Source organism: Curtobacterium sp. AC273, assembly GCF_979253735.1.
Genome location: NZ_CEEDDU010000005.1, coordinates 262,951 through 285,959, shown reverse-complemented (window position 1 = coordinate 285,959; position 23,009 = coordinate 262,951). Strand labels below are relative to the sequence as shown.

The following is a 23,009-nucleotide window of genomic DNA, read 5'->3' as shown; positions in this document are numbered from 1 at the left end:
CCCCGCCCCCGGTCAGCCGACCGTGACGGGCGCCGACGACGGCTTCGTGCGCTGCTGCATCCAGACGAAGAACCCGGTCAGGGTGAACACCCCGTAGACGACGTACATCAAGCCCGAGGCGTAGTAGCCCGCCGAGAACAGCAGGGGGACGCCGACCAGGTCGACGGCGACCCAGATGAGCCAGAACTCGACCCACCCCTTCGCCATGCCGTACGTGGCCAGCAGCGAGCCGACGAAGATCCAGGCGTCGCTCCACACCGGCTCGTAGGAGCCGAGGGCACGGAAGACCGGGGTCAGCACCGCGGTGCCGCCCACCAGGGCGAGGACCAGCAGTCCGCGGGTCTTCCAGGAGGCCCAGCGCGGCTCGATCACGGTCGTCGCGTCGTCGGGTCGGTGCGTCCACCGGTACCAGCCGTAGATGCTGACGATGATGAACATCACCTGCCGGCCGGCCTGGCCGAGCAGGTTCACCGGGTTCGGGGTGTCGAAGAGCGCGCCCATGAAGACGGTGAAGAGCAGCGCGTTGCCGACGATGCCGACCGGCCACGCCCACACCTTGCGGCGCATCCCGCCGAGCGCGCTGAGCAGGCCGAACACGTTGCCGATCACCTCGCGCCAGAGCACCGTCTGGTCACCGATGACGAGCTGCGCGTCGAACAACCACCGCACGATCCCCATGGGGTCCTCCTCGTTCCGGTCGATGCAACTGCATGGGGTGGGCCGGTATTCCGGGCGGGCACCGTGCCTCCAGGCCAGATGCGCACCGCCGCACCGCCCCCACCGGCGGTGACCACGCGACGACCGCCGACACTACGCTCGGGTGACGTGACGGACGGGGTGGAACGAGCCAGGTCGCTGCTCGACGACGCGGCACGGACGCTCCGTGCCGCCGACGTCGCCGACGAGGCACTCGGCGAGTACGTCGAGCCGAAGGCCGTGCTCGGCATCCGGCGCGAGCCCACGATCCGGTCGCTCGGCCGGGTGTGGCGGGTCGGCGCGTTGCTGATCGGCTCGACGGTGGAGACCGGTGGGCGGGTCTGGGCCACCGGACGGATCACCCGGGTGACCGAGGCCGGGCGGTCGCAGTTCGTGTCCGTGTCCGCCGAGGTGCGCCGGGCGTACCGGGCGGCGGCGGCGAAGGGGCACTTCGAGCCGGGCGACACCGTGAACCACGGCGCGACACCGATCCCCCTCGACGAGTCGCTGGTCGGGTCGGACGGGGTGCTCTTCGTCGAGGGCGACGTCCCCCTGGTGCGGTGGTCCCCCACGGCCGGCGCTGCGGTGCCGCTCGAGGAGTACCTGGTCGACCGGGTCGGGCTCCTGGTCGATCCGCCGAGGGGTGCGACGGACTGAGGCCACCGACCGCCGTCGCCGCGAGATGCGGCCACCGCGGGGTACCGTGGCCCCATGGCGAACGACGACGGTCCCCATCGTGGCGGCCCCCTGCTCGTTCCGGTCATCGTGTTCGCACTCGGCGGTCTCGTCGTCGTCGCGGCCGGCCTCGGCGCACGTCCCGTCCTGACCGGAGCACGGTGGTCCCCGACCGTCGACCCGGCCACGGCGCCGCCGGCACCGGACGACGCCTCCGCTCCGGCCACCGCCGGTCCACAACCGCTCGGCGCTCAGGCCGCCCAGCACGTCGACACGACGTGGCTCCTCGTCGTCGCGGTGGTCGTCCTCGTCACGCTCGCCGTCCTCGCGGTGCTGTACGTCCTCCGGCACCGGCGCCGTCGGGTCCGCCCGGAACGGATCGACGTCGCCGGACTCGCGGTCGACGTGACCACGGACCCCTCGGTCGAGGTCGGGCTGCAGCACATCCGCCGCGGGCTCGGTCGCGCGCTCGCGGTGCTGTCGGAACGCCGCGATCCGTCGGACGCCGTCACGGCAGCGTGGCTCGGTCTGCAGGAGTCTGCCGAGGACGCCGGGTTCCGCCGCGGCTCCGCAGAGACCCCGACCGAGTTCACCACGCGCATCCTCCAGCAGCTCGACGTCGACGAGACCGCCCTCGGCACCCTCCGCCGCTGCTACCTCGCGGTGCGGTTCGGCGGCGTCCCGGCCACCGAGGCGGACGTCGACGCGGTCCGTGCCGCACTGCGGACGCTGGAGCGGCAGTGGGCCGTCGCCCCGACGGGTCGATCGTGAACCCCCGCGCCGCCGCCGGCGTCGTCGTGCTCGCCGTCATCGCGTCCGCCGTCGTCTGGTTCTTCGGCGTCGGCGTCCCGCTGTCCCTCGCCGTCGGCGGCGTGGTCGCCGCGGTGGGTCTGACGTGGACCGCGATCCGCGACGGTCCGTCGCTGACCTGGCCCGTGCCTCCCGTCCGATCCGCACCCGGCGCCCGGCGCGGCCTGTCCGAGACCGCCTGGGCGCTCCGGTCCCGCGGCGGCGTGCCGGAGCGCGCGCTCGGCCGCGCCCGCGCGGTCGCGCGGCACCGTCTCCGGCTGCTGCACCGACTCGACCTGGACGACCCGGGCGACCGCGCCGCGATCGAGGCGCTCCTGCCGCCGGACGTCGTCGCCGTGCTGCGGAGCGAACGGCGGCCCGAACTCGACCTCACCGCGTTCGGAGCCGTCCTCACCGCCGTCGAGGCGCTCGCACCCCCCACCGACCGCACCGCGACCGAGAGGCATCCGTGACCGTGACACAGCCCGAGACCGAGGCCCCGATGCCGATCGCTGAGGTCGCCGCGCGAGCTCGTGACGTCCTCGACGCGGTCGGCGCCGTCGTCGTCGGGATGCGCGAACCGCTCGCGCTGGCGTTCGCGAGCATCCTCGCCGGCGGCCACGTGCTCTTCGAGGACGTCCCGGGGCTCGGGAAGACCCTCGCAGCGCGGAGCCTCGCCGCGGCGTGCGGACTCGACTTCCGTCGGCTCCAGTGCACCCCGGACCTGCTGCCCGCCGACATCACCGGGTCGTTCGTCTACGCCCCCGCGACCGCCGAGTTCGTCTTCCGGCCGGGTCCCGTCTTCACCGGGATGTTCCTCGCCGACGAGATCAACCGGACGTCGCCGAAGACGCAGTCCGCGCTGCTCGAGGCGATGGCCGAAGGGCAGGTCACGGTCGAGGGCGAGGGGTTCCGCTCCCGCGACCGTTCCACGTCATCGCGACGTCGAACCCGATCGAGTACGAGGGGACCTACGCGCTGCCGGAGGCCCAGCTGGACCGGTTCATGGTGCGGCTCTCCGTCGGCTACCCGACCCGCGAGGGCGAGCACCGGGTGCTCCTCAACCGGATCGGTCGGCGACGCGAGGTCGCGGAGGTCCCGGCCGTGGTCAGCGCGTCCGAGATGCTCCGCATGCAGGCGAGCGTCGAGGGCGTGCACGTCGACGACGACATCGCCATGTACTGCGTCGACCTGGCGAGCGCGACGCGATCCCATCGCGACGTGCAGGTCGGAGCGTCGCCGCGCGGAGCGCAGGCGCTGATGCTCGTCGGCCGCGCCCGCGCGGTGATGGACGGGCGGGACTTCGTCACGCCGGAGGACGTCAAGCTCACCGCGGTCGCGGTGCTGGCGCACCGGATCTCGCTGACGCCGCAGGCGTGGGCGAACGGGGTGGACCCCGCGGGGATCGTCCGGGGCATCGTCGCGCAGGTGCCGGGGCCGCCGGTGGTCGGCCGGGGTACTTCCGCCACGGCGGTCGCGTCCGGTGTGGTCGACCGGGAGGCGCGGTGAGCGTTCCCGACCCGCCTCCCGCCCGCCTCGCGCCCGGGCCCGACACCACGCCGGTGTGGGCGCGCAACCCGGCGCTCGTGTTCGGGCTCGCCGGCGGCGTGTTCCTCGCCGGTCTCGCACTCGTCACCGGGCGCCCCGAGCTCGCCGTCGTGGCGCTGCCGGCACTCGTGGCCGCCGGGTTCGGTGCGCGTCCACGGCTCGGCGGGGAACGCGTCCGCGTGGTGACGACACTCGCCCCGTCCGACTCGGGCCGCGGGGTCGGCTACCGGACGGAGGTCGCACTGCCGCCGTCCGCCGAGGCCGTCGCCCTCGAGCTCCGCGTCGCGGGTGACCGTCGGCACGTCGTCGTGGTCGATCGCCGGGCGGCGGCGGGGCTCACCGGGACCGTGCCGGTCTCGCACTCCGGACCCCAGGAGATCCTGCGGACGCACGTCTCCCTCCTCGGTCGGGGCGGCACCGCGGTGTCGGTGCCCGCGGCCGGCCCCGTGCGCGAGGCGGTCGTCCCGCCGCCGCACCTCCGCATGCAGCACCTGCCGATGCCGCGGCGCGTGACCGGGATCACCGGTGCGCACGACTCGGCCCGACCGGGTGACGGTGGTGAGTTCCGCGACGTCGCCCTGTTCGCGCCCGGTGACCGGCTCCGGCGGATCGACTGGCGGCGCACCGCACGACGCGCCGAACGCCCCGGGGACCTCTACGTCCGGCGGACCTTCGCCACCGCGGACGCGCTCGTCGTCCTCGTCGTGGACGGCCGCGACGACCTCGGCTCCGACGTCACGGAGTGGGGCGGCTCCCGTCGCCCCGTGCACGAGGCGACGTCGCTCGACCTCGCGCGCGAGGCCGCCGTGTCCCTGGCGACCGCGTACGTCGCCGCCGGCGACCGGGTCGGCTTCCGCGCCCTGGCCGGTACCGCGCGTTCGGTCGAACCCGGCGGCGGCACACGGCACCTCGAACGGCTCCGGTCGACGATCGCCTCGGTGACCCCGACCGGCGATGCGACCGAGGCGGCGCGGATGCCCCTCGTGCCGGCCGCGTCGCTCGTGGTGGTCCTGTCGACGTTCCTCGACGACCAGGCCGCCTCGATGGCGATGACGTGGGCCGCCACCGGCCACCGGGTCGTCGCGGTGGACGTGCTGCCGACACCGGACCTGCGCCGGGCGAGCAAGCACGAGCGCACGGCGTTCCGGCTCGTCGCCCTCGAACGCGAGGACCGGCTCGCCGAGATGGCCGCCACCGGTGTCGAGCAGATCCACTGGCAGACCGGCGACGACGGCTCCCCCGCCGTGCAGCTCCGGCTCCTCGGCCGCCCGCGGCGGGCCGGATGAGGCTCGGTTCGCGAGCGACGCGGACCGGAGCGCCGTCGATCGGCGCGGCGGTCCCGGCGTGGACGATCGGTGCGCTCGGCCTGGTCGCGGGGCTCGTCGGGTCGATCGTCGTCATCGGTGCGAGCGGTTGGCTCGTCGTCGCGGCCCTCCTCGCCGTGGCCGCCGCGGTGCTGCCCCGTGGACCGTTCGCCGCCCTGCTCGTGGTGCAGCTCGCGATCGCAGGGCTCGGCGGGACGGACCTCCCCGTGCTCCTCCTCACCACGCACCTCGTGCTCGCGACGAGCCTGCTCTGGGCGTGGACACCGATGACCGCCCGCGTGCAGCTCCGAGCGCTCCTGCCCTCGGCGCTGCGGTTCGTCGCGGTGCAGGTCGGCACCCAGGCGGTCGCGTTCATCGTGGTCGCGCGGTTCGGCGACGCGGGGCCGGTCGGGGGCGTCTGGCTCGCGGTCGCCGGCGCGGTCGCGCTCCTCGCACTCGCGCTCGGCCTGTTCGTGCCGACGCTGCTGCGCACCGGGGACGACGCCGACCGCTGAACCGTGGGCGGTGGTCGTGCTGCTCAGGTCGACTGCGGCGGTGCGAGCAGGTTGCCGCGGATCACGGAGCCGTGGAACGTGCGGATCGCCACGGTGATCCACGCTGCCACGAGCCCGGTGTAGTACACGACGGCAAGGCCGGAGACGGCGGTGAGGCCCGAGTGCAGGGCGAGCCCGTTGAGCCCGGTGACGCAGGTGCCGACGGGGAACGTGAAGGACCACCACGTGAGGCTGAACGGCAGGTGCTGCCGGGCCGTCCGGACGGTGACGGCGAGGGCGAGAACGGTCCAGAGGAGCGCGAAGCCGAGCATCGCGAAGCCGTACACGAGCGCCACGCCCATCAGCGCACGCGCGGTGTCGGCGTCGACAGCGGTCGGCGCGTTCGACGCCAGCAGGTTCACGGCCGTGATCGACTGCCCGACGGGTCCGAGGACGATCCACAACGTCGGCACCATGCCGGCGCTGCCGATCGAGTGGCGGACGAGCCGGTTCCAGATCAGGGTGATCACGACGAGGGACGTGATCAGGCTCAGGCCGAAACAGGCGTAGCAGCCCCACAGGAGCGTCGCCCGCACCTGCCCGGCGGGCGCGTACGGCAACAGGAGCGCACCGGTGGACGCGGACACCATCGGTGGCACGATCGGCATCAACCAGCCGCCGAACGCGGAGTCCGGCCCGTTCTCGTGCCGGGTGAACGCGAGGTACGGCACGACGACGGCCGTGACCAGGCCGCCGATCGTCCCGACGGTCCACAGCACCCAGTCGACGGTCACGGCGGCCGGCAGGCCGATCCAGTCCCTGCCCAGGAGGAGCGTGCCCGCGCCGACCGTGAGGCTCGCCATCGGTGGGGCGCCGTAGAAGTGCGAGATCACCGGGTTCAGGTGGTGCCGTGCGGCGACGTCCCGGGAGCGCAGCCAGTGCAGGCCGGTCGCGATCGTGAGTGCGACCAGCAGGACCGCGGCGATCGCCCAGACGACGGTCGCGCCGGTGCGCAGGCCCGGGAACTGCACCGGCAGCGACGCGGCGGCGACCGCGACGATGCCCGTGCCCATGATCGACGCGAACCAGTTCGGCGTCAGGTTCGACACGATCTGCCCCGGACGCTCCAGTTCTCGGAACAGCCGTCTCGGGCGGCCCCCGCGGTGCTCGAGGGGATCGGGCGTGGGAGCGATCGCAACGGACATGTGATCAGCCTGCGCATCTGCGGCGGTCCGCGGAACGGCGGTCTGGTTGGCGGGGCACAATGGCTCGTTGTGGCGACGCGGCGACTGACGGACCGGACCCTGGACCTCGACACGTTGGAGGTGCTCGAACGCATCGCCGAGGCCGGCTCCCTCTCCCGCGCGGCGGAGGCGCTCGGTGTCACCCAGCAGGCCGTCTCGGCGCGACTCGCCCTGGCGGAGCGCGCGGTCGGTCAGCCCCTGGTCCACCGTTCGTCGTCCGGCTCCACGATGACGGAGACCGGGCGTCTGCTGCTCGGCCTGGCGGGGCCCGTGCTGGATGCGTCGCGCCGGTTCGCGGCCGGCCTGGCGGCGTTGCAGCAACCGACCGGCGCACTCGTGATCGCTGCTTCCCAGACGATCGCCGAGCTGTTGCTGCCGGGCTGGCTCATCGAGTTCCAGCGCCGCGAACCCGACGTCACCGTGCGGCTCGTCGCCGGGAACTCCACCACGGTCACCGAGCTCGTCCGGACCGGCGTCGCGCACATCGGGTTCGTCGAGATGCCGGCGGAGCCCGCGGGGGTGTCCTCGGTCGTCATCACGGAAGACGAGCTGGTCGTGGTCGTCGCACCGGGACACCCCTGGAGCGGTGCCACGAGCATCGACGTCGAACAGCTGGCCGCGACGCCGCTGCTGCTCCGCGAAGAGGGCTCCGGGACCCGAGCGACCATCGAGGCGTGGTTCCGGGAGGCAGGGGCGACGCCCGCGGTCCCGGCGGCGGTGCTCGAGACGACCGGGATCGTCCGGGCGAACGCCCGTGCGGGGATCGCGCCGGCGGTGATGAGTGTCCGGACTGTCGACGCGGACCTCGCCTCGGGTGCCCTCGTCCGGATCCCGCTCGCGGGGGCACCACTGGTCCGGCCGCTCCGTGCGATCTGGGCGGGCGACCGCACGCCGCTCGCGTCGACGCTGCTGGAGGTCGCGCGCACGAGCCGATGACCCGCGGACCCACCGGTACGGTCGGGACATGACAGAGCGCGACGCAGCCGCCGTGGGGGTCCGACCGGCGACCCTCGACGACGCCGAGGGGATCGCACGCGTCCACGCCGGTTCCTGGCGCGAGACGTACGGCCGCTTCGTGGACGATCCGGACACCGATCCGTGGTTCGACGTCGAACGGCGGATCGCGATGTGGCGGTCGAACCTCGAGCAGGCGACCTTCGGAACGGTGGTCGCAGCGGACGAGACGGGCATCGTCGGGTTCGCCGCTGTCCAGGCCACCGACGAGCCCGGCGCCGTCCGCCCCGAGGAACTCACGATGCTCTACGTGCTCGCCCGTGCGCACGGGAGTGGAGCCGGCCAAGCGCTGCTGGACGCCGTGCTCGGAACACGTCCGGCGTCGCTCTGGGTCGCGGCCGACAACCCCCGTGCCCACGCCTTCTACCGGCGGAACGGCTTCGCACCGGACGGCGCGACCTCGAGCTTCGGTCCGATCTCGGCGACGGTACGACTCGTCCGCTGAACGACGGAGCCGAGGAGGCCACCGTGGATCGCGTAGCCGCAGGCCACGGGACCCGTCCGGCCGATACCCATTGCAGGCCCGTCGTCGACGACCCGAGTTCGCGGCCGATCGTCGGCAGGGCGACGTTGAGCACGGAGTTGTCGAGCATCTCGAAGAGGAACACGGCCGACAGCCCGGCGAGGGCGATCCAGGCGTCGACGAGACGAGGAGGGCGTCACCGGCGGGCAGACGTTCGGTGGAGGACGAGGAACGGGGCGACACGATGGCGCACTCCTTCGGGGAAGAAGTGGCGACTCCGTCGGTCAGGAGGCGCGGAGCCCGTCCACCACCAGGTCCAGCAGGTGCGGCACCCGCCCCGCCGCTGACGACCCGAGCTGCCAGAGGAACGCGACCAGTGCCAGCAGGTCGGCCGGACCGACGTCGGACCGGAGCTCCCCGCGCGGACTCCGGCACCGAGCAGCGCCCCGATCGCGTCGACGATCTCGTCGTACTGCTCGTCGTGTAGTTCCTGCCGCGTGGCGGCGTCGAGCACCTCGGCCAGCGCGTGCTTCTGGTACCCGAACGCGGCGAGCTCGTCGAGCCAGGACCGCAGCGCGCCCGCTGTCGCGACCCGCTGCGAGCGCGCGTGCGGACGCGACCAGTGCTTGGAAGTCCTCGCGGTAGACCTCGGCGAGCAGCGCCTCCCGGCTGGGGAAGTGACGGTAGATCGTGCCCTGGCCGACGCCGGCCAGCCGCGCGATCGACTGCAACGTCGCCTCCGGGTCGGTGGCGAGCGCCGCCCGGGCGACGTCGACGAGGCGGGCGCGGTTCCGCGCGGCGTCGGCGCGACGGGGTGGTGGTGAAACGGACAAGTGTTCGGTAACCTCTCGACGAATCGGACGTGTGTCCGTTTCAGACTAGCGGAAGGGAACACCATGGAGGGGATCCAGGGGAAGGTCGTCGCGATCACCGGCGCATCGAGCGGCATCGGCGAGGCGACTGCGCTGCACCTGGCGGCGCGCGGCGCGAGCGTCGTCCTCGCCGCGCGTCGCGTCGAGCGGCTCGCGTCCGTCGTCGAGCGCATCACCGAGACGGGTGGCGAGGCGATCGCGGTCGAGACCGACGTGCGCAGCCGGGAGGCGCTGCACGCGTTGGTCGCATCGGCCCGGTCGCGCTTCGGTCGCCTCGACGTGCTCCACCAGAACGCCGGCTCCATGGCGGTGTCGCCGTTCGACGCGCTCGACGTGGACGGATGGCAGCAGATGGTCGACGTCAACCTGGTCGGGGTGCTCAACGGGATCGCGGCAGCACTGCCGGTGTTCCACGAGCAGGGATCCGGCCACTTCGTCCACACGGCGTCGACGTCCGCGCACCGCATCGTGCCGGCCCAGGGCGTGTACGCAGCGACCAAGACGGCGGTCCGGGTGCTCAGCGAAGCACTGCGTCAGGAGAGCGGCACCGGCCTGCGCGTCACCGTCGTCTCGCCGGGGTTCACCGCGACCGAGGGCGTCACGAAGACCGACGACCTCGAACAGCGCGCACTGCTGGAGGCGCAGCGGGACGCGATCGCCATGCCCGCCGACGCCGTGGCCGCCGCGGTGGCATACGCGATCGCGCAGCCCGCGGGGGTCGACGTCGGCGAGGTGATCGTCCGGCCGACGGCGCAGCGCTGACGCCACCGCACCCGCACGGGTTCGTTCACCGGAGCGGTGCGGCAGCCCCCGATGCGATCCCGGCGGACCCGCCGTGCTGCTCGGCGTACGTCCGGGCGCGCTGGATCCGACGCACCGTCAGCGGCACCACGATGACGAGGACCACCACCTGGGCGGCCAGGAAGAAGTCCGGCAGCACGCCGAGTTCTCCGCGGATCGCCGCCGACACGAACTGGAAGGCGATCCCGATGTACAGCAACCCGATGTAGGCGAGTTGGAACTGCTGCGTCACCGGCACGATGCGCGCGTACTGCACCGCACCCCGCTCCTCGGCGTCGTCCAGCGGGATCGGCTTGCCCCGGAGCACGACCTTCGCGAACCGACGCAGTCGCCCGATGTCACGCCCGCCCGCGTCACGGAGTGCGGTGTTGAGCGGGAGGGTGACGAAGATCGTCGCCATCGCCGTCGCGGTGAACGTGAGCTGCCCGGCGATGAGCACCGACTGCAGGAGATCGCTCCACGCTCTCCGCCGACGGATGCGAGCAATGCCGCCCCGAGGGTCGCCAGGACCGCGGCGATCACGAACGTGGTGCCGATCGCCCGGACCTTGCCGCGGATGGTGCGTGCGTCCGGGAGCGATCGGTCCGGGTCGTCCGCGATCGGGCGCTCGGTGCGGCGGAACAGCCCGCCGAGGGGCCGAGCGACGATGAGCAGGACCGCGGTGCCGACGATGAGCAGCCCCGGAACCCAGGCCGGCGCCCCCGCCGAGAACGCTGCGAGCACGATGAGGACGGCGGCGACGACGTCCACCACGACCACGCCGGTGAACCACCACGCCAGGTACCGCCGGCTCTCCGGGGATGCCCGGTGGTCCCAGTACGCGGCGAGCGCACCGATCACGAGCGGCCCCATGACCAGGAACGGCGACGTGAAGGCCGTCGCGATGAGCAGTCCGTTCGGCACGTCGTCGAACTGGAGCCCGATGAGGAGTGCCGCTCCCAGGGACAGCGCCGTCGACGCCAGGATCACGAACAGGTAGGCCAGGACTCGCATCGTTGCTCCCTCGGGCTCGGCGGCCCACGGCGTTCATCATGAACCGCCGCGGGCCCCGTTCGTCCGGACCGTGCGGTTCTCCGCAGCCGTGTGCGCGGTGTCGACAGGTCTCGACACTGGTCAGTCACCGCTGTAATGTCAGCTCATGCTGACCACTGCGCCACGCCTGGACGTCATGCACCGGTTGGGCCGGGCCATGGCCGACCGCACTCGCTCCCGCATCTTGCTCGAGATGCTCGAGGGACCGGTCTACCCGGGCCGTCTGGCGTCCGAGTTGACCCTGACGCGTTCGAACGTGTCCAACCACCTCGCCTGCCTCCGCGGCTGCGGCATCGTCGTCGCCGTTCCCGAAGGACGTTCGACCCGGTACGAGATCGCGGATGCCCACCTCACGGCCGCCCTCCGGTCGCTCCTCGACGTCGTCCTCGCCGTCGAGGACGGCGCCGCCTGCGTCGACGAGTACTGCGACGTCCCGCTCTGCTGCAGGCCAGGCGCATGACCGCCGCGGTCGGGGTCGTCGGGACGGACCGGAAGCGGGTGCTCCAGCGTCGGATCCGCTGGGTCGTCGCGGCGACCATCACCTACAACGTCGTCGAAGCGGTCGTCGCCATCGTTGCCGGGTCTGTCGCGTCGTCGACCGCGCTCATCGGGTTCGGCCTCGACTCCGTCGTCGAGGTGCTCTCCGCGGCAGCGGTCGCGTGGCAGTTCTCCGGGCGCGACCCCGAAGCGCGGGAGCGCGTCGCGCTGAAGGTGATCGCCGTGTCGTTCTTCGGCCTCGCCGCCTACGTCACCGTCGACGCCGTCCTCGCCCTCGCGGGCCTGCGGAGCCCCGACCACTCGACGGTCGGCATCGTCCTCGCGGCGGTGTCCCTGCTGGTGATGCCCGGACTGAGCCTGCTCGAGCGGCGGACGGGCACGGAGCTCGGCAGCGCCTCCGCGGTCGCTGACTCGAAGCAGACCCTGATCTGCTCGTACCTGTCCGCCGCCGTCCTGGTCGGCCTGCTGGCGAACACGTTGCTGGGTTGGGCGTGGGCGGACGCCGTCGCCGGGCTCGTCATCGTGGTCTTCGCGCTGCGCGAGGGGCTCGAAGCGTGGCGCGGTGAGACCTGCGCCGTCCCGACCGCTGTCCTCACCGGAGAACGCCCCGGCGAGGAGCCCTTGCGACTGTTGCTGACCAGTCCGGGGACACCCCGCACCGGGGCGGACGACTCAGTGGTGGCCGTGGACGACCGCGTGGCCGCGGCCCCGGCTGATCATCCACCGGTTGACCGGGGTGGTGACGATGAACGCGATCACCAGCGAGAACGCCAGTGAACCCCAGAACAGCCAGTCGTCCAGCTGAGCGTCCAGGGCACCCGGGACGACGACGATGACGGCGTTGTCGATCAGCTCCATGACGGCGATGGAGACCGTGTCCGCAGCGAGGGCGACCGTGAACGCGGCGGCGAAGGTCAGCCCGGAACGGATGACGCCGCGCATGGTGAGCGCGTACCCGAACACGAACGCCAGCACGATCGACAGGATGATCGTCCCGGTGTTGTGCAGGCCCGTGGCGGTGCCGATGACCATGCCGAGGACCTCACCGATCGCGCAGCCGGTCAGGCAGTGCAGCGTCGCCTGCGCGGCCGCGGTCCAGCTCGTGCCGTGGTGCTCGTGCGCGTCCATCGTGTTCCTCCTTGCTCACCGTCAGTACCCCGTGCGGACGTCGGGGTCCCTCAGCCGTGCAACGCGCGACGCCGTGTGGTGTTCCCGGACGAGCACCACGGGGCGGCGTGCAGCCGCGACCGGTGATCAGGCGTGCTCGTCCTCCTCGACGGGATCGTCCGGGGAGTGCTCGGCACCCCACTGCCCGAGCGCGGCGATCGCCGGGCGCAACGCGAGCCCGCGTTCGGTCAACGCGTACGCGCGGGTGTTGTGCCGGAGCGGCAGCCGGGTCAGCACTCCGGCCTGTTCGAGTTCGCGCAGCCGTGTGGCGAGCACGTTCGTCGGCGCGCCGAGCTCGCGCTGCAGGTCGCCGTACCGTTGCGGCCCGTCGAGCAGCCGTTCGACCACGAGCAGCGCCCACCGTGCGCCGACGACGTCCAGCGCGGCGGCGAGGTCGCTCACGCTTCCGGTTCGGCCTCTGGCTTCATCCAGAACGGCGAGTAGTGGTAGCCGTCCGGGTCGTCGAACTGACGCTGGTACATGAACGGGTAGTCGTCGGTGTCACCGATCCGGCCCCCGGCAGCACCCGCGCGTTCGATCAGCTCGTCCACCGCCTCGCGGCTGGGGAGGTCGAACGAGACCGTCACCTTCGACGGGGTGTCGGGCCCGCCGACGAGGTCCTCGACTCCCCCGACGGCGGCGTACATCGCACGGGTGCCGAGCATGACGTACTGCTCGGGCGCGATCGCGAAGCACGACACGTTCTGGTCGGACATGTCCCGGTTGAGGACCCAGCCGAGGGCCGTGTAGAAGGCGGTCGCGCGTTCGACGCTGTCCACCGGACAGGTGATGAAGAGGCTCATGGGCGCAACACTTGCAAAATACAAGTGCCAAGTCAAGGAATTGTGACGTCGTCACCTCAGCGGACCGAGGACGGACGTCGGCGCGCCGTCGTCCGGCACGTCCTTGAGTTCGATCAGGACCGTGTGGGTCGGCGTCGTGCCGGTGTTGCGGCCGGAGTGTCGCTGGGCCGCCAACCAGACGGCGGCGCCCGCGGGCAGCGCGACGTCGACACTGCGGTCGTCGGCTGCGAGCTGCCGCTCGAACGCCGTCAGCGTGACCATCACGCTGTTCGGGTGCCGGTGCGGGTGGGTCTGGTCGCCCGGCTCGTCGGAGTAGTCGAGCACCCGGACGTGCTCGTTCTCCCACAGCAGCCGGTAGTGCTGCGGGTCCGTCTCGATGGGATCGTCTGCGGTCATGGTGGGACTCGCTTCCGCTCGGGTGTCGCCGTGACGGACATGGTGCTCTCGTCGACGCCGGACGGTGCGCCACGGAGGCTGCCACGGGCGCATACTTCCCGCATGGACTCCCCGGGACCGTCATCGTGCTCACCGGACCGCCGGGCTCCGGCAAGACGACGACGGCACGACAGCTGGCCGTGCAGTTCGACCGGGCGGTCCACCTGCACACGGACGACTTCTGGCACGCCGTCGTCTCGGGTGCCGTGCCGCCGTACCTCCCCGCGGCCGACGCGCAGAACCACACCGTGGTCCGGGCGATCGTCGCGGCGGCCTTCGCCTACGCCGAGGGCGGGTTCACCGTGGTGGTCGACGGCATCGTCGGTCCGTGGATGCTCGGCCACTACCGGCAGGCCGTGTCCGAGCACCCGCAGGTCGCGGTGCACTACGTCGTCCTCCGGCCCGCTCGAGCCGTCGCGCTCGACCGCGCCCGACGTCGGAGCGATCCGGACGCCCTGGTCGACGAGGGCCCGGTCCTCGCGCTCTGGGACCAGTTCGCCGACCTGGGCGGGCTAGAGCCGTTCGTGATCGGCACGACCACGCAGTCACCGCCGGAGACCCTCGGAGCAGTCGCGGCGGCGATCGCCAGCGGCCGCTTCCGACTGCCGGTGCACCGACCGGGCGTCACACGTCGGCTCAGACCGGGCCCGGACCCGGACCCCGCGGCTGGCTGACGCCGGACGCCCGCAGCAACTCCAGGACGCCGTCCGGGAACACCGGGACACCCGTGTCGAGCGGCACCCACCGCACCGGGCTGCCCTCGTCCAGCACGACGAGCTCGGCGTCGAGCGGCACGGCGTCGAGCTCGCCGGACCGCACCGCGAAGACGTGTGCGTACTCGTGCCCGGGCTGCCCCTCGAACGTGAAGAGGTTCTCGATGACCCCGAGGAGTTCGACCTCGTCGAGTTCGACGGCGAGCTCCTCGCGGAACTCACGTCGCAGTGCCTGGTCGGCGCGTTCGCCGAACTCGATCCCGCCCCCGACAGCACGGAAGAAGACCAGGTCGCGGACGGCGTCGTGGGACTCGGACACCAGGACGTGGCCGTCCCGGACCGGCAGCCCCACCGCGATGTTCCTGATGCTCGGCATCCGCTCACCCTGCCACGCGCGCCGACGGCGCGGAACCGGCCGGCGCCCGAGACCGCACCGACCAGGGCCTGGAGGCGCGGTGCGGGTTGGCACCGCGCCTCCCGGCCGGCACGCGGTAGCGTGCTGTGACGCTCGGTGCGCGGGACGGCTGGAGGCCACGGTGATGCGTGAACGGTGACGCGCTCGCCCACACCCTGCTCGGCGTGCTGGTGCTCGTCGCGATCGCCACCGGCGTCCTCCTCGCCGCACGGGCGTCGGCGCCGTGGGCCCCGGCGGCCGCCATCGCCCGGGGCGTCCTGCAGCTCGCAGCCATCAGCCTCGTCCTGACCGGCGTCATCCGCTCCCCCGTCCTGATCGGGTTGGCACTCGGCGTGATGTTCAGCGTCGCCGTCGTCACCTCGGCGCGGCGGCTCGGCGGGTTCCGGTCGATGGCGCTGCCGGTCGCGGTCTCGATGGCGTCCGGCATCCTCGTCACCGGTGTCGTGGTGTTCGGCACCGGAGCCATCGAGCTCTCCCCGCGCTACGCCCTCGCGGTGGGCGGGATCGTGATCGGCAACGCGATGTCGATCGCCACGATCGCCGGACGGCGGTTCCGTGAACTCGTCGACGACCGGTGGGACGAGGTCGAGGGCTGGCTCGCCCTGGGCGCGGCTCCGCGTCGGGCGACGACCGACCTGGTGCGGCGTGCGGTGAGCGCGGCGCTCATCCCGACGGTCGACCAGACGAAGACGACCGGCCTCGTGACGCTGCCCGGCGCGTTCGTCGGCGCGGTGTTCGGCGGCGTCTCCCCGCTCGAGGCCGGTCGGTTCCAGATCGTCGTCCTCGCCGCCATCATGGCGACCGGCAGCGTCACGGCCGTCCTGCTCACGCGCTGGCTCGCACCCGTGCAGACGCGGCCGGACCTCGCTGGCGGGCGCTGAGGACGGTCAGCGCCCGGGCAGCGACGCCAGCGCCTGCGACCGCTGCGCGAGCAGGTCGGCGTAGGTGCCGTCCCGCTCGGCCCACCGGAGCGCCTGGGCACGCTCCACGACGATCTCGTCCGGGGTCGGGGTCTGCGTGAGCAGGCCGACGACCTCGTCGAGGAACGCGTCGAGGGGCAGCGCGTTCGGGTTCACCTGCTCCTGGCCGGCGGTCGCGACCGCCGGCGGGACGAGCTCGGTGACGCCGACACCGGTCCCCGCGAGGTGCGCGCGGAGCGCCTCGGTGTACGCGTGCACCCCGGCCTTGGATGCGCCGTAGCTCGCCATGAGCGGGAACGGCAGGAACGCGATCCCCGAGGTGACGGTCATCACGTCGCCGTGTCCGAGTGCGATCAGGTGCGGGGTGAAGGCGTCGAGGACGCGGATGGTCCCGAGCAGGTTCACCGCGATCGTGGTCTCGGTCTGCGCGATGTGTGCCGGGTCGCGGAGGTCCTCGAGCAGCATCACGCCGGACATCGTGACGACGAGGTCGAGGCCGGGGTGAACGGCCAGGACCTCGTCGCGGGCACGGGTGACGGACTCCGGGTCGGAGACGTCGACGGTGACGGTCTCGAGGCCCGCGACCCGGTCGGTGTCGCGACCGCCGACGACGACGGTGGACCCGGCGTCGGCGAAGCGGCGGGCGAGGCCCAGACCGATGCCCGAGGTCCCTCCGACGATGAGGACGGTGCGGTCGGTGATGTCCATGACGACTCCTTCATCCGGCCCGGCGGCCGGTACCGGACGATCGTCCGCCGCCGACCGGACCGCCGGCGAGGCCCCCGTGATCCGGGGAGTGGCAGGGCCCCCTCTCACCGCCGGAGGATCGCTAGCGTGACGGACATGGACGACCGCGCCGACACGAACCGACTGGGCCAGTACCTCGCCGCACGCCGGGCGCTGGTCTCGCCCGAGCAGGTCGGCATGCCCTCCGGCGCACGCCGACGCGTCCCCGGGCTGCGTCGCGAAGAGGTCGCGATGCTCGCCGGCATCAGCGCGGACTACTACCTCCGACTCGAGCGCGGGCGGGACGACAACCCGTCGGCGCAGGTGCTGGAGGCGCTCGCCCGGGTGCTCCTGCTCGACGAGGTCGAGACGGAGTACCTGATCACCCTGGCGAGCGGTCGCCCACGGGCCCGACGTCCACGGATGGCCGAACGCGTGCCGGCGCGCCTCGAGCACCTGCTCGCCACGATCGCGGTGCCGGCCTTCGTCGAGGGGCGGCACTTCGACGTCCTCGCCGCCAACGACCTGGCCGTCGCGCTCTCGCCGCGGCTGACGCCGGGGCAGAACCGGCTGCGCTCCCTGCTGCTCGACCCCGAGGAGCGCGCGTTCCACGCGGACTGGGAGCAGGCGGTCGTCGACATGGTCGCCGCGTTCCGGCGCAGCATCGGCAACGACGTCTCCGATCCGCGGGCGGTCGAGGTGGTCGGCGAACTGAGTCTCGCCAGTGCTCGCTTCCGCACGCTGTGGGCACGTCAGGACGTCCGGAGGCTGGAGGGCAACACGGCGGAGATCGAGCACCCGGTCCTCGGATCGCTCCGGCTGCACCGCGAGAAGCTGCCCGTCGGTGGGCTCATCCTCGTCCTCTACTACCCGGAGACGGGCAGCGACGCGGCGGACAAGCTGCGGCTCCTCGGGTCGCTCGCGCAGCCGACGGGTGACGACGGTCGGCCTGGAGGCGCGGTGCCAGCTGGCACCGCGCCTCCAGGCCCGTGACCTGACGCTGTCCGCCTTTCGTCGTCTTCGCGGGATCGTGCCGGTCGCGTCCGTCCCGACTCGTAGGGTCGGAGGGTCCCGGGTGACCGGGACGACCCACCCTCCGCAGAACAGGACCGCACCGATGCGTGACACGATCACCCTCGAGATGCTCCGAGCCCACCCGACCGAGTGGCGCCGACGGGGCCTGACGCCCCCGGCAGAGCTCGACGCCATGGTCGCCGCCCGGGTCGCGAACACCCCCGGCTCGCGCCTGCCGGTCGACCCCTCGTACGCCGACTTCTTCGCCGGCGCCTAGCCAGTGCTCATCGTGGACCCGCATCCCCTCACCGCCCAGCACCGGGCGACCTGGGACCGCCTGGTGTACTTCCGCACGATCGCCCTCGCCGCTCCCCTGTCGACCGACCGCTCGCAGTCCGACACCGTCGCATGATGCCGGCGACCCTCACCGACGCGGCTCCGGCGCTCTCCGCGGCGCAGGCGGCCGTCGTCGTGAGCGCCGACGCACTCTTCACCGCCGAGGGGGTCGGTTCGGTGCCCATCGAACGGATCGCGTCCGGCGCGGGGATCACCGTCGCCGACGTCGAGGCAGCGTTCCCGTCGCGGCAGCAGCTCGTCGTGGCGGCCCTTCGGTACCGGCACCGCGAGTGGATGGACGGACTCCTGCACGCCGAGTCCCACCAGCAGGACCCGCGGGACAAGATCCTCGCCCTGTTCGGGTACCTCGAGACCTGCTTCACCGACCACGGCTACCGGGGGTGCGCGTTCATCAACGGCTACGGCGAACTCGGTCGTGTCGACCCCCTGATCGCCCGGCTCGCAGGTGAACACCTCGGTCAGTGCGAGCAGCACATCGCGATGCTCTGCGACGCCGCCGAGCTCCCCGCCCACCTCGCGCCGGCCCTCACCCTCCTCGTGCAGGGCGCGCAGGTCGAGGCCGCGATCCACGGGGTCGTCCACCCCGCGCGCACGGCCCGGACGGCGGCCGCGATGCTCATGTCCGTGTACGACGGCGCCGACCGGTTCTGAGCGACGCTTACCGGACAGCCACCGTCCTCGGGTACATCGGGATGTGACACTGATCCGCGGTGCCCGATGACTGACCAACCGCCTGCTCGCATCCGCGTCGACGAACGCGGCGACGACGTCGTGCGCGCCCGCGAGACCCTGGCCACCGCGTACGCGGGCATCTCGTGGACGGCGGACACCACGGACGTGCCGTTCACCTACCGGTACGCCGCGGCCGGCGACGACGCGATGACCCTGCGGGCCGTGCAGTTCGACGGACGCCTGACCGGCGAGATGCCCGCGGGCGAGGACTTCGTCGTGCAGTGGATCACCCGGGGCAGCGGCATCCTCGACCTCGGCCGACAGGAGCTCCATCTGCAGGCGGGTCGGCCCCAGATGTGGCCGAACCAGGCGTTCCGGTTCGACTTCCGGGACTACGACCAGCGGCTCGTCCAGGTCAACCGTCACGCCGTCGACGAGGTCGCCTCCGAGCGCGGCGTCAGCGTCGCCGGGACCCGCTTCGACCACACCGCACAGCCGAGCGACACCGCGATGCGGCAGTGGCGCCAGACGGTGCACCTCATCTCGGCGACGACGATGGACCGCGCTGCCTCGCCGCTGCTGCAGGCCGAGATGGGCAGGCTCGCCGCGGTCTCCTTCCTCGAGCTCTACCCCCAGGCCACCGCGGACTTCCCCTCCGCGCTGCTGCTGCCCCGCAACGCACGGATCCGGCACGTCGTCGAGTACGTCCACGAGCACGCACACCTGCCGATCACGAGCACCGACCTCGCCGCCCTGGCGAACCTCAGCCTCCGCGCCCTGCAGGCGTCGTTCGGGCGGGTGCTCGGGATGTCGCCGAACGCCTACATCCGCGCCGTCCGGCTCGACCGGATCCGCACCGAACTCGTCCACGGCGAACCGTCGGCGACGGCCGTGGCCGACGTCGCGCGGCACTGGGGGTTCGCGCACGCCGGACGGTTCTCGGCCGCCTACGCGAAGCAGTTCGGCGAGTACCCGAGCGAGACGCTCCGGCGGGTCTGAACCGGAGCGCACGTCCACCGCGCGTCCTGACCGCGACGCACGCCCTGCGCGCCTCCTGCCCGCGCATCGACGACGTCAGCGCTCCCCGATAGTGTCGGACCGTGAGCAACGAGGCATTCGACGACCGCTACGACCTGCGCGAGTTCGCGCCCGGCACGGACGACCAGGGGGCGCCGGACGCCGACACCGAGGCCTGGATGCAGGCCGTCGGACTCGGCTTCCACGAGACGCACCCCGGCGACGAAGCGGCGGCCCGCATGGTCGAGCACTTCGTCGAGGACGACAACACCTGGCTGGGCGCCTACGTCCGTCGGCCCGCCCCCGGTTCCGTCGACGAGACCTGGCCCGCGGGCACCTTCGCGTGGTTCCGGAAGCCGCTGAGCTGGGGTGACGGCTCGTCGATCGACACGCAGGCGATCTCCGCCGTGACGGTCCGACCGACCGAGCGCCGCCGCGGCATCCTCCGCCGGATGATGACGCACGCGCTCGAACGCGGCGTCGCCGATGGCTACGCGATCGCCTCCCTCACCGCGTCGGAGGGCACCATCTACCGCCGTTTCGGCTTCGGCAGTGCGATCCGCGAGCGGGCGATCAGCGTCCGCCGCGACCGCGCCCTCCCCTTCCTGGCGCCCACGACCGGCACGGTCAGCGTCGTCACGCCCGCGTGGCTCGCAGGCGGTCCGGCCCGGTCGGTCTTCGACCGCTTCGACGCACGCACCCCCGGGTCGATGGTGCGGAACGCCGGCACCTGGCCCGTGGCCCTGGGGCTCCGCACCGGCGACGGCGAGCCGGCGAAGGACGTCCGCGCCGCCGTCCACCGCCCCGACGACTCGGACGAGGTCGACGGCTACGTCACCTGGCGCGTCAAGGAGAGTCGTGACGGCGACACCACGCTCGAGGTCGTCGACCTGGTCTACGCGACCGACGCCGCCTACCTGTCGCTGTGGGAGTTCCTGCTCTCGGTCGACCTCAACGACGTCGTCAAGTACAGCCGCTCACGCCTCGACGACCCGATCGTCGCGGCGCTCGGTGACAACCGCGCGTACGACGTCGACCACGAGGAGGACCACGTCTGGCTGCGCGTCCTCGACGTCCCGGCCGTCCTCGCGTCCCGCCCGTACGCCGTCGACGGGTCGCTGACCCTCGCGGTCACCGATGCACTCGGGTTCGCCGCCGGCACGTACCGGTTGGACGTCCAGGAGGCACGGGGCCGCGTCACGCGCATTGCCGACGACGCCGACGTGGCAGGCTCCGACCTCCAGCTCGACGTGGCCGACCTGGGTGCGCTGCTCATCGGGTCGGTGTCCCCGGTCACGCTGGCCGCGGCCGGGCTGCTCCGCTCCGCGGACGCGGCTGCGCCGGCGCTCCTCCGCGCGATGCTGACACCGCCGCGGACGCCGCACGGGATCACCTACTTCTGATGGACGTGCAGGACCTGAGCGACGAGGTCGAGGCCGTCTCGGCGTTCTACGCCGAGCGCCACGGCATCGACCGCACCGACGAGTGGTTCGTCCTGAAGCTCGGGGAAGAGGTCGGCGAGCTCACGCAGGCTTTTCTCGCCCGAGCCGGGCAGGCGCGGCGCAAGGGGCGCACCGACGACGAACTCGAGCAGGACTTCCGCGACGAGATCGCCGACGTCCTGGCGCAGGTCCTGCTCGTCGCCCGGCACTTCGAGGTGCCGATCGACGACGCCGTCCGCGAGAAGTGGTCGAAGTGGCACCCCGATCGACTGGCGGCGGGTTCGTGACCGAGCTGCACGAGTCGATCGGGCGGGCACGACAGGCCGTCGCCGTGCTGGCCAGTCCGACGCTGCGCGCGGCGGTCGTGGGCGGCGCGGACCTCGACGACCGGACGCGGGCAGCCATCGCCGCCTTCGACTGGCTCGGGGACGACGGGCCGGACACCCCGCTGCTCGGACGGACCGCGCAGGACCTCCGACGACTGCAGGAACCGTCGGCGCTGCTCGCCTTCGACCGCATCGCGCGCATGCCCGTGAAGGACGTCGAGCGACACCCGCTGTCGGTGCGGATCGTCGGACTCGTGTTCGAGCGCCTCGGCGTCGCACGCACGGTGTCCGAGGCCGTGCTCAACGCGGCGATCGCGATGTTCGCCGACGACGTGGCGATCGTCCGGCGTGACGCGGTCGACCTCGGCGTGCTCGAACGCACGGACGACGGCGCCGCCTACCGGTTCGTCGGTGCCACCGGGGTCCGGCACGATTGACGTCACCCCGAACCGCGCGATCGGACGGTTCGGGGTGACTTCGGTTGTGCTGGCGGTATCCGGGCGCGCGTCCGGCCCGAGCGCTACGCCCGGCGACGCACCCGTGGGTCGACGAACGCGTAGACGACGTCCACGATCACGTTCGCGGTGACGATCAGCAGCGCCGAGAACAGTGTGAAGCCGACGACGACCTGCAGGTCGAGCGTGTGCACCGCGTCGATGAGCAGCGCGCCGAGGCCCTGCATGGCGAACACCTTCTCGGTGATGACCGCTCCGCCGAGCAGCGACCCGAGGTCGAGCCCGAACAGCGTCACCACGGGCAGGATCGCGGTCCGGAGCCCGTGCCGCACGACGACCTGGCGTTCGCGCAGACCCTTGGCCCGGGCGGTCCGGACGAAGTCCTGCGACATCGACTCGAGCATCTCGCCACGGGTCAACCGGGCGTAGATCGCCGCGCTGATGAACGCGAGCACGCACCACGGCAGGATCAGGTGCGTGAACCACCCGACCGGGTCGTCGGCGAACGACACGTAGCCACTCGTCGGCAGGATCCCGAGCACGAAGCCGAACAGCAGGATGCCGAGCAGCCCGACCAGGTACGAGGGCGCGGAGACCCCGGCGACCGCGACGGTCATCACAGCCCGGTCGACGAAGGTGCCACGGCGCAGTGCCGACAGCGCACCCCGGCGACCCCGGCGACGAGCCAGAGCACGGCCGCGCCGACCGCGATCGAGGCGGTGACGGGCAGGCGCGTCAGGATGAGGTTCGTCACGCTGTCGTGCAGCTGGAACGAGTACCCGAAGCACGGTGCGGCGCAGTCGATCACGGACGCCCCGGAACCGAACGTCCGGCCGGCGAAGATCCCGCCGAGGTACGCGCCGAACTGGGCGATCCACGGTTTGTCGGTGCCGAGGAACGCCTGCACCTCGCGCAGCCGGTCGGGCGTGCAGGGCTTGTCGCAGATCGCTCGTGCCGGGTTCGTCGGCAGGAGCATGAACAGCGCGTACGTGATCGCGGCGACGACGAACAGCACGACGACGGCGCCGAGGACGCGGATGGCGATGAAGCGGAAGGTGCTCACCGGTTCCTCCTCGTGGGTCGAGGGCGTCGCGCAGGGCGTCACCGAGCACGTTGA

Annotated in this window: 33 protein-coding genes and 1 pseudogene; 21 read left to right on the top strand and 13 right to left on the bottom strand. The window is 72.5% G+C overall.

Going from position 1 to position 23,009, the window contains the following annotated elements; translation table 11 throughout:
• Positions 1–12 precede the first annotated feature (12 nt).
• On the bottom strand, positions 13–678 hold the full coding sequence (pnuC, locus tag ACZ8AI_RS08650; RefSeq protein ID WP_464857930.1) for a nicotinamide riboside transporter PnuC: 666 nt from the start codon (positions 676–678) through the stop codon (positions 13–15).
• Positions 679–837: 159 nt separating this feature from the next.
• Between pnuC and ACZ8AI_RS08645 the strand changes: the two genes are divergently transcribed.
• The 6 genes and pseudogenes from ACZ8AI_RS08645 to ACZ8AI_RS08620 all read left to right on the top strand — a co-directional run bounded on the left by ACZ8AI_RS08645 (position 838) and on the right by ACZ8AI_RS08620 (position 5,527).
• Positions 838–1,353 (top strand): hypothetical protein, encoded by a 516-nt coding sequence (locus ACZ8AI_RS08645; RefSeq protein WP_464857929.1) that lies wholly within the window; start codon positions 838–840, stop codon positions 1,351–1,353.
• A gap of 54 nt (positions 1,354–1,407) precedes the next feature.
• Positions 1,408–2,142 carry a DUF4129 domain-containing protein gene (locus ACZ8AI_RS08640; RefSeq protein ID WP_464857928.1) on the top strand — a complete coding sequence of 245 codons (735 nt, stop codon included), beginning with the start codon at positions 1,408–1,410 and terminating at the stop codon, positions 2,140–2,142.
• Entirely contained in the window at positions 2,139–2,633 is a 495-nt protein-coding gene (locus ACZ8AI_RS08635; protein WP_464857927.1) for a hypothetical protein, read from the top strand. The genes ACZ8AI_RS08640 and ACZ8AI_RS08635 overlap by 4 nt, the downstream gene beginning before the upstream one ends.
• 29 nt (positions 2,634–2,662) lie before the next feature.
• A pseudogene (locus ACZ8AI_RS08630) lies at positions 2,663–3,669 on the top strand (AAA family ATPase).
• On the top strand, positions 3,666–4,994 hold the full coding sequence (locus ACZ8AI_RS08625; protein ID WP_464857926.1) for a DUF58 domain-containing protein: 1,329 nt from the start codon (positions 3,666–3,668) through the stop codon (positions 4,992–4,994). The pseudogene ACZ8AI_RS08630 and the gene ACZ8AI_RS08625 overlap by 4 nt, the downstream one beginning before the upstream one ends.
• The gene (locus tag ACZ8AI_RS08620; RefSeq protein WP_071291301.1) at positions 4,991–5,527 is read left to right on the top strand and encodes a hypothetical protein; all 537 of its coding nucleotides are present in this window, start codon (positions 4,991–4,993) and stop codon (positions 5,525–5,527) included. The genes ACZ8AI_RS08625 and ACZ8AI_RS08620 overlap by 4 nt, the downstream gene beginning before the upstream one ends.
• A 23-nt stretch (positions 5,528–5,550) precedes the next feature.
• On the opposite strand, the gene ACZ8AI_RS08615 is transcribed toward ACZ8AI_RS08620, so the two are convergent.
• On the bottom strand, positions 5,551–6,711 hold the full coding sequence (locus ACZ8AI_RS08615; protein WP_464857925.1) for a TDT family transporter: 1,161 nt from the start codon (positions 6,709–6,711) through the stop codon (positions 5,551–5,553).
• A gap of 69 nt (positions 6,712–6,780) precedes the next feature.
• Here ACZ8AI_RS08615 and ACZ8AI_RS08610 point away from each other — a divergent pair, with 69 nt between their 5' ends.
• Together ACZ8AI_RS08610 and ACZ8AI_RS08605 are read left to right on the top strand one after the other, a co-directional pair.
• Entirely contained in the window at positions 6,781–7,686 is a 906-nt protein-coding gene (locus ACZ8AI_RS08610) for a LysR substrate-binding domain-containing protein (protein ID WP_464857924.1), read from the top strand.
• A 28-nt stretch (positions 7,687–7,714) separates the two neighbouring features.
• The gene (locus ACZ8AI_RS08605; protein WP_464857923.1) at positions 7,715–8,209 is read left to right on the top strand and encodes an N-acetyltransferase family protein; all 495 of its coding nucleotides are present in this window, start codon (positions 7,715–7,717) and stop codon (positions 8,207–8,209) included.
• Positions 8,210–8,511: 302 nt separating this feature from the next.
• On the opposite strand, the gene ACZ8AI_RS08600 is transcribed toward ACZ8AI_RS08605, so the two are convergent.
• The gene (locus tag ACZ8AI_RS08600) at positions 8,512–9,060 is read right to left on the bottom strand and encodes a TetR/AcrR family transcriptional regulator (protein ID WP_464857922.1); all 549 of its coding nucleotides are present in this window, start codon (positions 9,058–9,060) and stop codon (positions 8,512–8,514) included.
• Between the two features lie 63 nt (positions 9,061–9,123).
• Here ACZ8AI_RS08600 and ACZ8AI_RS08595 point away from each other — a divergent pair, with 63 nt between their 5' ends.
• Entirely contained in the window at positions 9,124–9,861 is a 738-nt protein-coding gene (locus ACZ8AI_RS08595; protein WP_464857921.1) for an SDR family oxidoreductase, read from the top strand.
• A 25-nt stretch (positions 9,862–9,886) separates the two neighbouring features.
• On the opposite strand, the gene ACZ8AI_RS08590 is transcribed toward ACZ8AI_RS08595, so the two are convergent.
• Both ACZ8AI_RS08590 and ACZ8AI_RS08585 read right to left on the bottom strand, forming a co-directional pair.
• Positions 9,887–10,132 carry a hypothetical protein gene (locus ACZ8AI_RS08590; RefSeq protein ID WP_464857920.1) on the bottom strand — a complete coding sequence of 82 codons (246 nt, stop codon included), beginning with the start codon at positions 10,130–10,132 and terminating at the stop codon, positions 9,887–9,889.
• Positions 10,129–10,893, bottom strand: a complete 765-nt coding sequence (locus ACZ8AI_RS08585) for a hypothetical protein (protein WP_464857919.1) — start codon at positions 10,891–10,893, stop codon at positions 10,129–10,131. Before ACZ8AI_RS08585 ends, ACZ8AI_RS08590 begins: the two co-directional genes overlap by 4 nt.
• 145 nt (positions 10,894–11,038) lie before the next feature.
• On the opposite strand from ACZ8AI_RS08585, the gene cmtR reads away from it, so the two are divergent.
• The gene (gene cmtR, locus ACZ8AI_RS08580) at positions 11,039–11,392 is read left to right on the top strand and encodes a Cd(II)/Pb(II)-sensing metalloregulatory transcriptional regulator CmtR (RefSeq protein WP_464857918.1); all 354 of its coding nucleotides are present in this window, start codon (positions 11,039–11,041) and stop codon (positions 11,390–11,392) included.
• Positions 11,389–12,207: a cation efflux transmembrane domain-containing protein gene (locus ACZ8AI_RS08575; RefSeq protein WP_464857917.1), complete on the top strand. Its 819-nt coding sequence runs from the start codon at positions 11,389–11,391 to the stop codon at positions 12,205–12,207. Before cmtR ends, ACZ8AI_RS08575 begins: the two co-directional genes overlap by 4 nt.
• On the opposite strand, the gene ACZ8AI_RS08570 is transcribed toward ACZ8AI_RS08575, so the two are convergent.
• The 4 genes from ACZ8AI_RS08570 to ACZ8AI_RS08555 all read right to left on the bottom strand — a co-directional run bounded on the left by ACZ8AI_RS08570 (position 12,103) and on the right by ACZ8AI_RS08555 (position 13,796).
• Positions 12,103–12,558: a DUF4396 domain-containing protein gene (locus ACZ8AI_RS08570; RefSeq protein WP_071291293.1), complete on the bottom strand. Its 456-nt coding sequence runs from the start codon at positions 12,556–12,558 to the stop codon at positions 12,103–12,105. The two genes, ACZ8AI_RS08575 and ACZ8AI_RS08570, sit on opposite strands and share 105 nt — an antisense overlap.
• A gap of 126 nt (positions 12,559–12,684) precedes the next feature.
• Positions 12,685–12,999: a winged helix-turn-helix transcriptional regulator gene (locus tag ACZ8AI_RS08565; RefSeq protein ID WP_464857916.1), complete on the bottom strand. Its 315-nt coding sequence runs from the start codon at positions 12,997–12,999 to the stop codon at positions 12,685–12,687.
• Positions 12,996–13,400: a VOC family protein gene (locus ACZ8AI_RS08560; RefSeq protein WP_464857915.1), complete on the bottom strand. Its 405-nt coding sequence runs from the start codon at positions 13,398–13,400 to the stop codon at positions 12,996–12,998. Before ACZ8AI_RS08560 ends, ACZ8AI_RS08565 begins: the two co-directional genes overlap by 4 nt.
• A gap of 51 nt (positions 13,401–13,451) precedes the next feature.
• Complete coding sequence (locus tag ACZ8AI_RS08555; RefSeq protein ID WP_464857914.1) at positions 13,452–13,796, bottom strand: cupin domain-containing protein; 345 nt, start codon at positions 13,794–13,796, stop codon at positions 13,452–13,454.
• Positions 13,797–13,921: 125 nt separating this feature from the next.
• Between ACZ8AI_RS08555 and ACZ8AI_RS08550 the strand changes: the two genes are divergently transcribed.
• Entirely contained in the window at positions 13,922–14,509 is a 588-nt protein-coding gene (locus ACZ8AI_RS08550) for an AAA family ATPase (RefSeq protein ID WP_464857913.1), read from the top strand.
• Here ACZ8AI_RS08550 and ACZ8AI_RS08545 read toward each other — a convergent pair.
• A complete protein-coding gene (locus ACZ8AI_RS08545) occupies positions 14,472–14,924 on the bottom strand; it encodes an NUDIX hydrolase (protein ID WP_464857912.1) in 453 nt (150 codons plus the stop codon). The genes ACZ8AI_RS08550 and ACZ8AI_RS08545 overlap by 38 nt on opposite strands.
• Before the next feature lie 167 nt (positions 14,925–15,091).
• Between ACZ8AI_RS08545 and ACZ8AI_RS08540 the strand changes: the two genes are divergently transcribed.
• Positions 15,092–15,844 carry an ABC transporter permease gene (locus ACZ8AI_RS08540; RefSeq protein ID WP_464857911.1) on the top strand — a complete coding sequence of 251 codons (753 nt, stop codon included), beginning with the start codon at positions 15,092–15,094 and terminating at the stop codon, positions 15,842–15,844.
• Positions 15,845–15,850: 6 nt separating this feature from the next.
• On the opposite strand, the gene ACZ8AI_RS08535 is transcribed toward ACZ8AI_RS08540, so the two are convergent.
• On the bottom strand, positions 15,851–16,591 hold the full coding sequence (locus ACZ8AI_RS08535; protein WP_464857910.1) for an SDR family oxidoreductase: 741 nt from the start codon (positions 16,589–16,591) through the stop codon (positions 15,851–15,853).
• Positions 16,592–16,726: 135 nt separating this feature from the next.
• Between ACZ8AI_RS08535 and ACZ8AI_RS08530 the strand changes: the two genes are divergently transcribed.
• The 8 genes from ACZ8AI_RS08530 (at position 16,727) to ACZ8AI_RS08495 (ending at position 21,874) form a co-directional block, all read left to right on the top strand.
• Complete coding sequence (locus ACZ8AI_RS08530; RefSeq protein WP_464858136.1) at positions 16,727–17,602, top strand: helix-turn-helix domain-containing protein; 876 nt, start codon at positions 16,727–16,729, stop codon at positions 17,600–17,602.
• A 124-nt stretch (positions 17,603–17,726) separates the two neighbouring features.
• The gene (locus ACZ8AI_RS08525) at positions 17,727–17,900 is read left to right on the top strand and encodes a hypothetical protein (protein ID WP_175477448.1); all 174 of its coding nucleotides are present in this window, start codon (positions 17,727–17,729) and stop codon (positions 17,898–17,900) included.
• Positions 17,901–17,912: 12 nt separating this feature from the next.
• Positions 17,913–18,035 carry a hypothetical protein gene (locus ACZ8AI_RS08520; protein ID WP_464857909.1) on the top strand — a complete coding sequence of 41 codons (123 nt, stop codon included), beginning with the start codon at positions 17,913–17,915 and terminating at the stop codon, positions 18,033–18,035.
• Entirely contained in the window at positions 18,032–18,631 is a 600-nt protein-coding gene (locus ACZ8AI_RS08515) for a TetR/AcrR family transcriptional regulator (protein ID WP_083402637.1), read from the top strand. The genes ACZ8AI_RS08520 and ACZ8AI_RS08515 overlap by 4 nt, the downstream gene beginning before the upstream one ends.
• A 66-nt stretch (positions 18,632–18,697) precedes the next feature.
• On the top strand, positions 18,698–19,651 hold the full coding sequence (locus ACZ8AI_RS08510; protein WP_464857908.1) for a helix-turn-helix transcriptional regulator: 954 nt from the start codon (positions 18,698–18,700) through the stop codon (positions 19,649–19,651).
• A gap of 101 nt (positions 19,652–19,752) precedes the next feature.
• The gene (locus tag ACZ8AI_RS08505; protein WP_464857907.1) at positions 19,753–21,072 is read left to right on the top strand and encodes a GNAT family N-acetyltransferase; all 1,320 of its coding nucleotides are present in this window, start codon (positions 19,753–19,755) and stop codon (positions 21,070–21,072) included.
• Complete coding sequence (locus ACZ8AI_RS08500; RefSeq protein WP_464857906.1) at positions 21,072–21,398, top strand: MazG nucleotide pyrophosphohydrolase domain-containing protein; 327 nt, start codon at positions 21,072–21,074, stop codon at positions 21,396–21,398. The genes ACZ8AI_RS08505 and ACZ8AI_RS08500 overlap by 1 nt, the downstream gene beginning before the upstream one ends.
• A complete protein-coding gene (locus tag ACZ8AI_RS08495) occupies positions 21,395–21,874 on the top strand; it encodes a DUF2087 domain-containing protein (protein WP_464857905.1) in 480 nt (159 codons plus the stop codon). The genes ACZ8AI_RS08500 and ACZ8AI_RS08495 overlap by 4 nt, the downstream gene beginning before the upstream one ends.
• Before the next feature lie 83 nt (positions 21,875–21,957).
• On the opposite strand, the gene ACZ8AI_RS08490 is transcribed toward ACZ8AI_RS08495, so the two are convergent.
• The gene (locus tag ACZ8AI_RS08490) at positions 21,958–22,509 is read right to left on the bottom strand and encodes an ABC transporter permease (protein WP_464858135.1); all 552 of its coding nucleotides are present in this window, start codon (positions 22,507–22,509) and stop codon (positions 21,958–21,960) included.
• On the bottom strand, positions 22,509–22,955 hold the full coding sequence (locus tag ACZ8AI_RS08485) for a hypothetical protein (RefSeq protein WP_464858134.1): 447 nt from the start codon (positions 22,953–22,955) through the stop codon (positions 22,509–22,511). The genes ACZ8AI_RS08490 and ACZ8AI_RS08485 overlap by 1 nt, the downstream gene beginning before the upstream one ends.
• Between the last annotated feature and the right edge of the window lie 54 nt (positions 22,956–23,009).

Excerpts from the sequence above, each read along its gene's own strand:
- ACZ8AI_RS08570 (WP_071291293.1), bottom strand. The coding sequence starts at position 12,558 with ATGGACGCGCACGAGCACCACGGCACGAGCTGGACCGCGGCCGCGCAG.
- ACZ8AI_RS08605 (WP_464857923.1), top strand. The coding sequence starts at position 7,715 with ATGACAGAGCGCGACGCAGCCGCCGTGGGGGTCCGACCGGCGACCCTC.
- ACZ8AI_RS08525 (WP_175477448.1), top strand. The coding sequence starts at position 17,727 with ATGCGTGACACGATCACCCTCGAGATGCTCCGAGCCCACCCGACCGAG.
- ACZ8AI_RS08490 (WP_464858135.1), bottom strand. The coding sequence starts at position 22,509 with ATGACCGTCGCGGTCGCCGGGGTCTCCGCGCCCTCGTACCTGGTCGGG.
- ACZ8AI_RS08595 (WP_464857921.1), top strand. The coding sequence starts at position 9,124 with ATGGAGGGGATCCAGGGGAAGGTCGTCGCGATCACCGGCGCATCGAGC.
- cmtR (WP_464857918.1), top strand. The coding sequence starts at position 11,039 with ATGCTGACCACTGCGCCACGCCTGGACGTCATGCACCGGTTGGGCCGG.
- ACZ8AI_RS08620 (WP_071291301.1), top strand. The coding sequence starts at position 4,991 with ATGAGGCTCGGTTCGCGAGCGACGCGGACCGGAGCGCCGTCGATCGGC.
- ACZ8AI_RS08510 (WP_464857908.1), top strand. The coding sequence starts at position 18,698 with ATGACTGACCAACCGCCTGCTCGCATCCGCGTCGACGAACGCGGCGAC.
- pnuC (WP_464857930.1), bottom strand. The coding sequence starts at position 678 with ATGGGGATCGTGCGGTGGTTGTTCGACGCGCAGCTCGTCATCGGTGAC.
- ACZ8AI_RS08535 (WP_464857910.1), bottom strand. The coding sequence starts at position 16,591 with ATGGACATCACCGACCGCACCGTCCTCATCGTCGGAGGGACCTCGGGC.
- ACZ8AI_RS08640 (WP_464857928.1), top strand. The coding sequence starts at position 1,408 with ATGGCGAACGACGACGGTCCCCATCGTGGCGGCCCCCTGCTCGTTCCG.
- ACZ8AI_RS08545 (WP_464857912.1), bottom strand. The coding sequence starts at position 14,924 with ATGCCGAGCATCAGGAACATCGCGGTGGGGCTGCCGGTCCGGGACGGC.
- ACZ8AI_RS08530 (WP_464858136.1), top strand. The coding sequence starts at position 16,727 with ATGGACGACCGCGCCGACACGAACCGACTGGGCCAGTACCTCGCCGCA.
- ACZ8AI_RS08585 (WP_464857919.1), bottom strand. The coding sequence starts at position 10,893 with ATGCGAGTCCTGGCCTACCTGTTCGTGATCCTGGCGTCGACGGCGCTG.
- ACZ8AI_RS08515 (WP_083402637.1), top strand. The coding sequence starts at position 18,032 with ATGATGCCGGCGACCCTCACCGACGCGGCTCCGGCGCTCTCCGCGGCG.
- ACZ8AI_RS08560 (WP_464857915.1), bottom strand. The coding sequence starts at position 13,400 with ATGAGCCTCTTCATCACCTGTCCGGTGGACAGCGTCGAACGCGCGACC.
- ACZ8AI_RS08575 (WP_464857917.1), top strand. The coding sequence starts at position 11,389 with ATGACCGCCGCGGTCGGGGTCGTCGGGACGGACCGGAAGCGGGTGCTC.
- ACZ8AI_RS08500 (WP_464857906.1), top strand. The coding sequence starts at position 21,072 with ATGGACGTGCAGGACCTGAGCGACGAGGTCGAGGCCGTCTCGGCGTTC.
- ACZ8AI_RS08615 (WP_464857925.1), bottom strand. The coding sequence starts at position 6,711 with ATGTCCGTTGCGATCGCTCCCACGCCCGATCCCCTCGAGCACCGCGGG.
- ACZ8AI_RS08555 (WP_464857914.1), bottom strand. The coding sequence starts at position 13,796 with ATGACCGCAGACGATCCCATCGAGACGGACCCGCAGCACTACCGGCTG.